The sequence below is a fragment of the Xenorhabdus griffiniae genome, assembly GCF_015163655.1.
Taxonomy (GTDB): Bacteria; Pseudomonadota; Gammaproteobacteria; order Enterobacterales; family Enterobacteriaceae; genus Xenorhabdus; species Xenorhabdus griffiniae.
Genome location: NZ_JADEUF010000022.1, coordinates 33,631 through 43,077, shown reverse-complemented (window position 1 = coordinate 43,077; position 9,447 = coordinate 33,631). Strand labels below are relative to the sequence as shown.

General features: G+C 45.8%; 7 protein-coding genes. 5 read left to right on the top strand and 2 right to left on the bottom strand.

The features are described 5' to 3' along the window. Positions 1 to 436 precede the first annotated feature (436 nt). Both IQ211_RS05740 and gorA read left to right on the top strand, forming a co-directional pair. Entirely contained in the window at positions 437 to 1,279 is an 843-nt protein-coding gene (locus IQ211_RS05740; protein WP_189759356.1) for a 23S rRNA (adenine(2030)-N(6))-methyltransferase RlmJ, read from the top strand. Positions 1,280 to 1,473: 194 nt separating this feature from the next. Next, positions 1,474 to 2,826: a glutathione-disulfide reductase gene (gene gorA / locus IQ211_RS05735; protein WP_189759355.1), complete on the top strand. Its 1,353-nt coding sequence runs from the start codon at positions 1,474 to 1,476 to the stop codon at positions 2,824 to 2,826. Positions 2,827 to 2,905: 79 nt separating this feature from the next. Here gorA and lsrK read toward each other — a convergent pair whose 3' ends face one another. Beyond that, entirely contained in the window at positions 2,906 to 4,498 is a 1,593-nt protein-coding gene (lsrK, locus tag IQ211_RS05730) for an autoinducer-2 kinase (protein ID WP_189759354.1), read from the bottom strand. 74 nt (positions 4,499 to 4,572) lie between these two features. Continuing rightward, a complete protein-coding gene (gene lsrR, locus IQ211_RS05725) occupies positions 4,573 to 5,583 on the bottom strand; it encodes a transcriptional regulator LsrR (RefSeq protein ID WP_223281670.1) in 1,011 nt (336 codons plus the stop codon). Positions 5,584 to 5,821: 238 nt separating this feature from the next. Here lsrR and lsrA point away from each other — a divergent pair, with 238 nt between their 5' ends. The 3 genes from lsrA to lsrD are packed head-to-tail and all read left to right on the top strand — an operon-like array spanning position 5,822 to position 9,394. Next, positions 5,822 to 7,393, top strand: coding sequence for an autoinducer 2 ABC transporter ATP-binding protein LsrA (lsrA, locus tag IQ211_RS05720; protein ID WP_189759353.1), 1,572 nt, complete (start codon positions 5,822 to 5,824; stop codon positions 7,391 to 7,393). Further along, complete coding sequence (gene lsrC / locus IQ211_RS05715) at positions 7,371 to 8,384, top strand: autoinducer 2 ABC transporter permease LsrC (protein WP_189759360.1); 1,014 nt, start codon at positions 7,371 to 7,373, stop codon at positions 8,382 to 8,384. The genes lsrA and lsrC overlap by 23 nt, the downstream gene beginning before the upstream one ends. Continuing rightward, positions 8,384 to 9,394, top strand: coding sequence for an autoinducer 2 ABC transporter permease LsrD (gene lsrD / locus IQ211_RS05710; RefSeq protein WP_189759352.1), 1,011 nt, complete (start codon positions 8,384 to 8,386; stop codon positions 9,392 to 9,394). Before lsrC ends, lsrD begins: the two co-directional genes overlap by 1 nt. The last annotated feature ends 53 nt before the right edge of the window (positions 9,395 to 9,447 follow it).

The following is a 9,447-nucleotide window of genomic DNA, read 5'->3' as shown; positions in this document are numbered from 1 at the left end:
GGTAACATAAATATCAAAAAACAATAACAATATAATATAATGCATCAGGGTGTTGTATTATGGTTGCTATACGCATTAAACTTCAAGCTGCAATTTACAACACGATATGAAACCTGATATTTCCCCGCTTCGCGGGGAGATATCACACGCATCTTGAAGTTAGATTGGTATATAAAAAAATAAAAATACAGATTAACATTGCTCTTAATGATGAAAAAGAATCATCGGAGGTTTTTATTATCCAAGCAAGAAAATCAGCTCTTTTCGACTACATTGACTCTTTTTAAGATGCGATGACAGCACTTACTTTGTTACTATGCTTCGTCGTGTTTTAGTGCCTGTGCAATGACTTGTGGGGTAATTCGTGGGGTAATAAATTGATTTATTCGCCTTATGTGAAACTAAAACTTATTAAAAATCAATAGGAAATAAATTAATGTTAAGTTATCGCCACAGCTTCCATGCCGGCAACCACGCTGACGTGTTAAAGCACGTAGTACAAAGCCTGATTATTGAGTCGCTTAAAGTTAAAGAAAAACCTTTTCTGTATCTGGATACTCACTCTGGCGCAGGCCGCTATCACTTGAGTGGGGAACATGCCGAGCGTACGGGAGAGTATCTGGAAGGTATTGCCCGTATTTGGCAGCGTGATGATATCCCCGAAGAATTGGTGGCGTATATGGATGCTGTGAAGGCGCTGAATCCACAAGGCACTTTACGTTATTATCCAGGTTCTCCGCTGATTGCCAGCCACTTATTGCGGGAGCATGATGAGCTTAATCTGAGTGAATTGCATCCCAGCGATTTTCCCCTGTTACGTACGGAATTTTCCCGCGACAGACGTGCTCGTGTCCTGCGGGAAGATGGTTTCCAGCAGTTGAAATCAAAACTACCACCAAAAAGCCGTCGTGGGTTTGTACTGATTGATCCGCCTTATGAATTGAAATCGGATTATCTGAATGTCGTCCAGGGTATTCAGGAAGGGTATAAGCGCTTTGCTACTGGTACTTATGCTCTGTGGTATCCCGTTGTTCTTCGTCAGCAGATTAAACGTTTGGTAAAGGGACTGGAAGCCACGGGTATTCGTAAGATTTTACAAATTGAACTTGGTGTGCGTCCTGACAGTGATCAACGGGGTATGACGGCATCAGGCATGATCGTCATTAATCCACCGTGGAAATTAGAACAGCAGATGAAGGTCGTGTTACCGTGGTTGCATCAGATATTGGTTCCTGAAGGCACAGGACATACATCAGTAGAGTGGATTGTCCCTGAATAAGGTAAAGGTTCAGCGTGGCGTCGTTATTAAGAGTTTGATGACCTCTGAATAAACTGTGACACGATATCATTTGATAGCCGTGGCCTATGGCAATAAGAGTCAGAATCGTCCACTGTGAGTGATAATTTTTTGTAACAATGACGTCAGGCTGAACTTTAGCAGTAACTTAATTGATTAGACGGAAGTGACCTAAGATGAGTAAACATTACTATTATATTGCAATTGGTGGTGGCAGTGGCGGGATTGCTTCTATTAACCGTGCAGCCATGTATGGGCAAAAATGTGCCCTGATTGAAGCAAAAGCATTAGGTGGAACATGTGTTAATGTGGGCTGTGTACCAAAGAAAGTGATGTGGCACGCTGCTCAAATTGCGGAATCTATTCATCAATATGGCCCCGATTATGGTTTTGATACTACCGTCAATCATTTTGACTGGAAAAAACTCATTGCTAGCCGTACGGCTTATATTGATCGTATTCATCAGTCATATGAACGCGTATTGAATAACAATAAGGTCGATGTTATTCAAGGATTCGCCCGTTTTATTGATGTACATACTGTTGAGGTTAATGGCGAAAAAATCACGGCCGACCATATCCTGATCGCGACAGGTGGTCGCCCTGTACGTCCAGATATTCCCGGTGCTGAATATGGTATTGATTCAGATGGTTTCTTCGAACTAAATGAAATGCCGAAGCGTGTTGCTGTGGTCGGTGCTGGCTATATTGCTGTTGAAATCGCAGGTGTTTTGAATGCACTGGGTAGCGAAACACATCTGTTTGTCCGTAAGCACGCACCTCTGCGTTCTTTTGATCCCATGATTGTGGAAACACTGTTAGAAGTCATCAAAACTGAAGGGCCAATACTGCATACAGAAGCAATATTACAGTCTGTGATGAAAAATAGTGATGGTAGTCTGACTGTTAAATTGCAGGATGGTCGGGAGCAAGTTGTTGATACGCTGATCTGGGCGATTGGGCGTGAGCCAATGACCGATAAGCTGAATCTGGCCGTAACAGGTGTTGAACTGAATGAAAAAGGCTATATCCAGGTCGATAAGTATCAGAATACTAATGTTAACGGTATTTATGCAGTGGGTGATAACACGGGCGCGGTGGAATTGACACCCGTTGCGGTAGCAGCAGGGCGTCGTTTGTCAGAACGTCTGTTTAATAACAAACCTGATGAACATCTGGATTACACCAATATACCTACAGTGGTATTTAGCCATCCGCCAATTGGTACGGTAGGTCTGACGGAACTACAGGCAAAGGCTCAGTATGGCGAAGATCAGGTTAAGGTTTATACATCGTCATTCACCGCAATGTACACCGCAGTGACGCAGCACCGTCAGCCATGCCGTATGAAGCTGGTTTGTGTAGGAGCCAATGAGAAGATAGTTGGTATTCACGGTATTGGCTTTGGAATGGATGAAATACTGCAAGGTTTTGCGGTTGCGCTGAAAATGGGAGCAACGAAGAAGGATTTTGATAATACGGTTGCTATCCATCCGACGGCGGCGGAAGAGTTTGTGACTATGAGGTAAATGTTACTAGTTCAGAGCCACGTTTATCGAATATGCTTACCAAAATTGGCCTCTAATTACTAAAGAGGCCAATCAAAAATTACAGCCCCGGTGCCTTCCACAATGACGTCGTCAGCCCATCATCCACCAGATGCAGTTGGTCTGCATATACCGCCTGCCAGTCTTTTTTCGCTTTTTGGTAAATTTCACGGTGGCTTAAATTCGGTTGATATTCTCGCTCCCAACGTACCAATCTTTCTCCTGTTGCGGGCATGGAATCATACAATCCAACACCAACCCCTGCCGCAATGGCACAACCCAATGCTGTTGCTTCTTTTACCACAGGTACGCGGACAGGCAGTCCCGTAACGTCAGACAGAATTTGGCTCCAGAGTTTGCCTTTTGAGCCACCACCTGCGAAGACCAGCGATTCTGCCTGGACACCAGAGAAGGTCGAAACCATATCGAGATTACACGCCGAGACGATAGCGGCGTTTTCTTCCAATGCCCGGAATAGTGTTGCTTTGTTGCATTTTTCCGGATCAATCGAGAGATTGAGGAAAGATGGGGCAGCGTGGTACCACGATTTAAAGCGCATAACATCGGAGAAAATCGGCATGACACCATAGGCACCGGCAGGAACTCGTGCCGCCATATCTTCCAGCAGATTGTAGGCATCAACGCCCAGTCGTTCCGCCAGCAGTTTTTCTTCTGCGCAAAAAGCATCGCGGAACCAACGCATGGTGAGGCCGGTGAAGAAACTGATGGATTCTGCCTGTGCCATGCCGGGGATAACGTGCGGATTGATGCGGATATTCATGTTTGGATCGGTGATGGGTTCAGGCAGGTTGACGACTTGCTGCCAGAATGTTCCGCCGAGTACCGCAGTTTGGGCAGGTTTGACGACACCAATGCCAAGACAGCCGAGTTGCACATCGCCACCGCCCATAATCACGGGAGTGCCACTGTTCAGGCCGCATTCTGCTGCGGCTTTTTCCGTAATATAGCCGAGCAAGGTGCCTGTTTCTTTGACAGGAGAGAGGATATCAGCACGCAATCCTGCCATTTCCAACAGGCTTGGGCGCCAATCGCGGCTGGCTAAATCCAGCATTCCCGTTGTGCCCGCGTTAGAGGGATCAACCGCCAGTTCGCCACTTAGCATATAAGCCAGCCAATCACTGATCATGGTTAAGGTACTGGCTTGTTGATAGATATCAGGACGATGATGCGCTAGCCAAAGCAGGCGTGGCATGGCTCCTAATGCCAATGTTTGGCCGGAATAGCGGTAGACGTCATATTCAAAGGTATTATTGTAAAGCGCTTTCAGTTCGCTGACTTCATGACTGGAGCGGGCATCTACGTTGGCGCACGCCCAGATAGGATCGCCGTCACGATTATAAAGGACAATACCTTCCCGCATTGAACAGGCAGCAACGCCTTGAATCGCATTGGCAGGCAGTTCCGCCTTTTGCAGCGCCTGTTGAATACATTGGCAGGCCAGTTGCCAGTTATTTTTCAGATCAAATTCCATTGAACCCGCAACATTCGGTACGGGATGGTGTATCCATTCAGCTTGTCCAACGGCAACCTGATTCCCTTCGAGATCAAATATAACTGCACGGATACTGCCAGTTCCTGCATCAAGCGCCATCAAATACTTCCTTGATGGGTGAGCATGAGCGCGTTGATTCATGATACTATCCTCGTCTGTTGTTATCTTCTTTTTATTCGATATGGCACAGGGGATGGATAGAGATTATTCGTCGATCAAATTAACATAGCTTGTGCGGTCTGTTCTTCTGTCACCAGTGAATTAATGTAACCCCCTTTCAGTGCAGCAACGATAGCATCTGCTTTTTCAATGCCGCCTGCTACTCCAATGACATTAGGAATGGTTTTCATTTCTGGCAATGAAATGCCGATCAGTTCCTGATGGATATCAATGTCGCTGATCAGCTCACCTTCCATATTGAAGAAGTAACCAAGAATGTCACCGATAGCACCTTTGCGGCCAAACATCAATTGTTCACCATCGCTGATGTAGCCGGAACGCATGATAGTTGCATGTTGCTTCTGTTTGATGGCGCCGATACCGACGATGGCAGTATCGGCCGCACAAGCTGCCAAAATCACGTCCCGTACACTGCGCTCTTCGCGAAATGTCGCCGCGACTTGATGGGTAGAGGCTCGCAGTGGTGCCGGAATAATGCTGACAGGACAGGCTGCATCAAGCTGGCCGATACCCGTCATATAAGGACCAACACCGCCTGACAGCGTCACCAACCGAATTTGTTGTGATGAGATAAAACCGCTCAGGTGCTGCAAAGTACACATCGGCGTTTCACCAAATCCAATTGCTAATAGCTGGTGAGGTTCAATCAGCGCCATTAACAGGTGAGCGGCTCCGATACCAAGACGGGCATTCAGATTCATGCCATCAAGGGTAGGTAATACGCGAACCTGTTTGAGATTAAAGCGTTTTTGCAAAGCATTTTCCAACTCCAAACACCCTTCATAACGTGAATTGATCTGAACGCGGATAACGCCAGATTGCCGTCCTTTCTCTAACAGACGGGAGACTTTCAGGCGACTGAGGCCGAGTAATTCACCGATGTCTCCTTGCGTCAGACCATCGTGATAGTAAAACCAGGCAATGCGGGCCATTAGTTCTTCTTCACTCATGCTATTTCCTGGGTAGCTGTAGCTTGAATAGTCAATTTCCTCGGATAATACGCTTTTCTCTGAGACGGATTGTTTCTGATTTAATTTGGTCGACATAATAACTTCTTTATCCACGAGGAAAGAATAAGCATAAATATCTCTAATGTACTAGAGGCTTATCGCAAAATTTGAACATATTTTAATGTGGGTCTAAATTTTTCACAAAATGTGATCTAATTATTGAAAAAATCTTAAGTTTTACATTAGAGTCTTGAACAAATGTTTTTAAATTAAATAAATGTTCAATTTCGCATCGGTGTCAGAAACGCAAACCCAAAATGCCATGAGGTACGTGATGTCACAGAGCAATATTGCCACTAATTCCCATGATCCGTTTTGCCTGAGCCCGACTAACAGTGCTCCGCTTTTAGTTGCCCGTGGGATCAGTAAGCAGTTTTCTGGTTTGATGGTGTTGAAGCAGATTGATTTCTTTCTGATGCCAGGGCAGGTTCATGCATTATTAGGTGGCAATGGTGCGGGTAAATCAACTTTGATGAAAATCATTGCAGGCATTGAACAGCCGGATGCCGGAACGTTGGTTGTGGATGGTGCTACTGTCAGCTATTTGACACCGACGAAGGCGCATCAACTGGGCATTTATCTGGTTCCACAAGAACCTTTGTTATTTCCCAATCTTTCCGTTCAGGAAAATATCCTGTTTCGTTTGCCAAAACATCAAGCCAGTACAAGCCGAATGCACGAATTACTGCTTCAGCTTGATTGCCAAATTGACTTGAAGATGCCAGCCGGCGGTTTGAATGTAGCAGATCAGCAGTTGGTGGAGATTATGCGTGGCTTGATGCGTAATTCTCGCATTTTGATTCTGGATGAGCCAACTGCTGCATTGACGCCCGCAGAAACTGAACGTTTGTTTGCACGAATAAGGGAATTACGGCAGCAACAGGTGGGGATTATTTTCATTTCCCACAAGTTACCTGAAATTCGTGAGATTGCAGATTATGTCAGTGTGATACGAGATGGGGGCATCGCTCTTAGCGGCGAGATTGAGCGTTTTACAACGGAAGCAATAATTCAGGCGATTACACCTACGGTAAAATCAATTGCGTTGGCTGATAATCAAAAATTGAGCTTGAAAGCTAGCAGTAATGTATCGGATAACCTATCAGCAACTCCCGTTTTGGAAGTGACTTCTCTGTGTGGGGAGGGATTTCGTGACATCTCTCTGACGCTACGGGCGGGGGAAATTGTTGGTTTGTCTGGTGTTGTGGGAGCAGGTCGTACGGAACTGGCAGAGACACTATATGGATTGCGCCCGATAGCGAGTGGTGAAATTCGTTTCCGACAACAAGTCATCAATAAACTCGATACCGCAGAACGTTTGCAACATGGATTGGTTTATATGCCTGAAGATCGGCAAGTTTTTGGCTTATTTCTTGACGCCTTTTTGAGTTGGAATGTTTGTTCGCTGACGCACAGCCGAAGCACTTTCTGGACACGCTCCACCCACGATGTCGGAGTATTGGAACGATATCGTCAAGCACTCAATATTCGATTCCACAATGTAGATCAATCTGTACGTACGCTGTCTGGTGGTAATCAGCAAAAGATCCTGATTGCTAAATGCCTGGAAGCCAAGCCTACCGTCCTGATTATTGATGAACCAACGCGGGGTGTTGATGTTGGAGCGCGTAATGATATCTATCAGCTTATTCACAAAATCGCCAGTCAACAGGTGGCGATTCTCCTGATTTCTTCTGATCTTGATGAAATTGTTCAGTTGGCTGATCGCGTGCTGGTCATGCATCACGGCGAGCTTTGTGGACAGCTTGATAAAGACCACATGAATGTGGACGAGATTATGCATCTTTCTTTTGGGGAACGTCATATTGAAATTCATCCAGAATAACCGAGAGGCCACAGTATTGATCGCCATTTTGGCACTGTTTGCTTTGCTAGGAAGTCTCGATAGCCATGCTTTCAGCCTCCAAACGGTCACTATGATCTTCGGTAATGCCCAAATTCTTATTTTATTAGCAATGGGTGCCACGCTGGTCATGTTAACCCGCAATATTGATGTGTCTGTTGGTTCGACTACCGGACTATGTGCGGTAGTGTTTGGCATGTCGCTTAATACAGGGCTTTCACTGGCGATTGCCTGTTTAATTACGTTGCTGGTTGGCATCATGGCGGGGTTTATTAATGGTGTGTTGGTGGCATGGTTAAAAATTCCAGCGATTGTTGCCACGTTGGGCACACTCTGTTTATACCGTGGATTAATGCTGTTGTTAACCGGTGGTAAATGGATCGAAGGTTTGCCCGCTGAGGTTAAAGAACTCGCCAGACCAATACTATTGGGTGTTTCACCAATTGGCTGGTTGTTGATGTTATTGATTCTGTCGATAGCGTGGATGTTAAAGAAAACTGAGTTTGGCCGCGGGTTTTATGCCACGGGTGATAACCTGCAAGGTGCTCGTCAGCTTGGCGCTCCCGTCAATGGCATTCGCATCACGGCATTCACCGTAAATGGCGTGATGGCAGCATTGGCGGGTATTGTGTTTGTGGCTCAGATTGGCTTTATTCCGAACCAAACGGGGAATGGGCTGGAGATGAAAGCCATCGCTGCCTGTGTATTAGGTGGTATAAGTTTGTTGGGGGGCGTGGGAACTGTCTTTGGGGCGATCTGCGGAGCATATTTTTTGACACAAATTGATAGTGTGTTGGTACTCCTCAAGTTATCGGCATGGTGGAATGATTTTATTGCTGGTCTTGTCCTGTTGGTGGTGTTAGTGCTGGATGGGCGTTTGCGTAATGTCGTTGGCAATAATTTACGCCAGCAACGTTACGCCCGTTTCCTTGAACCAATAAACAAACACACCGCAAGAAACGGGAGGCCATAATGAATAGGGTACAACGTTATGGGCAACGTTATGGTTGGGAAACGGCGCTTTTGATGCTGTTGGTGGCGGAAATTTTACTGTTTGGCATAGTTAATCCAAGGATGCTGGATATTAACGTGCTGTTGTTCAGTACCAGTGATTTTATCTGCATCGGCATTATCGCGTTGCCGTTAACGATGGTGATTGTCAGTGGTGGTATTGATATCTCTTTTGGTTCGATTATCGGCCTATGTGCTATCGCATTAGGTGTGATGTATCAAGCTGGTTTGCCGATGATTGTGGCAATTCCTTTTACTTTACTTGTCGGAGTGCTGTGCGGCTTGATTAATGCGGCCCTGATTTTCTATACGGGTGTAAATCCGTTGGTCATTACGCTCGGCACGATGTACCTGTTTGGCGGTAGCGCCTTATTGCTGTCGGGACTGTCTGGCGCGACGGGATATGAAGGCATTGGTGGTTTTCCTGATACATTTACTGATTTTGCCAATCTGACGCTGCTCAACCTACCTATTCCTTTGGTCATCTTTATCCTTTTTGCATTGGTGTTCTGGCTATTTATGCATCGCACCCACCGTGGCCGTAATGTTTTTCTTATCGGGCAGAGTAGCTGTGTTGCTCGTTACAGTGCTATCCCCGTAAATCGAATTTTATGTTTGTTATACGCTTTGACCGGACTGGCTTCGGCAGTGGCGGCGGTTATTTTGGTTTCTTATTTTGGTTCGGCGCGTTCCGATTTGGGAAGTTCGTTCCTGATGCCCGCGATTACGGCTGTCGTGCTGGGAGGGGCTAATATTTATGGTGGATCTGGTTCGATTATAGGAACGGCACTGGCGGTTTTGCTGGTGGGTTATTTGCAGCAAGGATTGCAGATGGTGGGAATTACTAACCAGATATCCAGCGCGTTGTCTGGTGCCTTGCTGATTGTAGCGGTGATAGGACGGTCTGTTTCGTTGCATCGCCATCAAATCTGTGATTGGTGGCAACGTCGAAGAGCTTCTGTTTCGCAATAACATTTTCTGAAACATAAAAGATGATCTTGAAATAAAAATAAATGGAGATAGGC

Bases quoted from the DNA above. Each gene is read 5' to 3' on its own strand.
- lsrR (WP_223281670.1), bottom strand. From the start codon at position 5,583: ATGTCGACCAAATTAAATCAGAAACAATCCGTCTCAGAGAAAAGCGTA.
- gorA (WP_189759355.1), top strand. From the start codon at position 1,474: ATGAGTAAACATTACTATTATATTGCAATTGGTGGTGGCAGTGGCGGG.
- IQ211_RS05740 (WP_189759356.1), top strand. From the start codon at position 437: ATGTTAAGTTATCGCCACAGCTTCCATGCCGGCAACCACGCTGACGTG.
- lsrA (WP_189759353.1), top strand. From the start codon at position 5,822: ATGTCACAGAGCAATATTGCCACTAATTCCCATGATCCGTTTTGCCTG.
- lsrD (WP_189759352.1), top strand. From the start codon at position 8,384: ATGAATAGGGTACAACGTTATGGGCAACGTTATGGTTGGGAAACGGCG.
- lsrK (WP_189759354.1), bottom strand. From the start codon at position 4,498: ATGAATCAACGCGCTCATGCTCACCCATCAAGGAAGTATTTGATGGCG.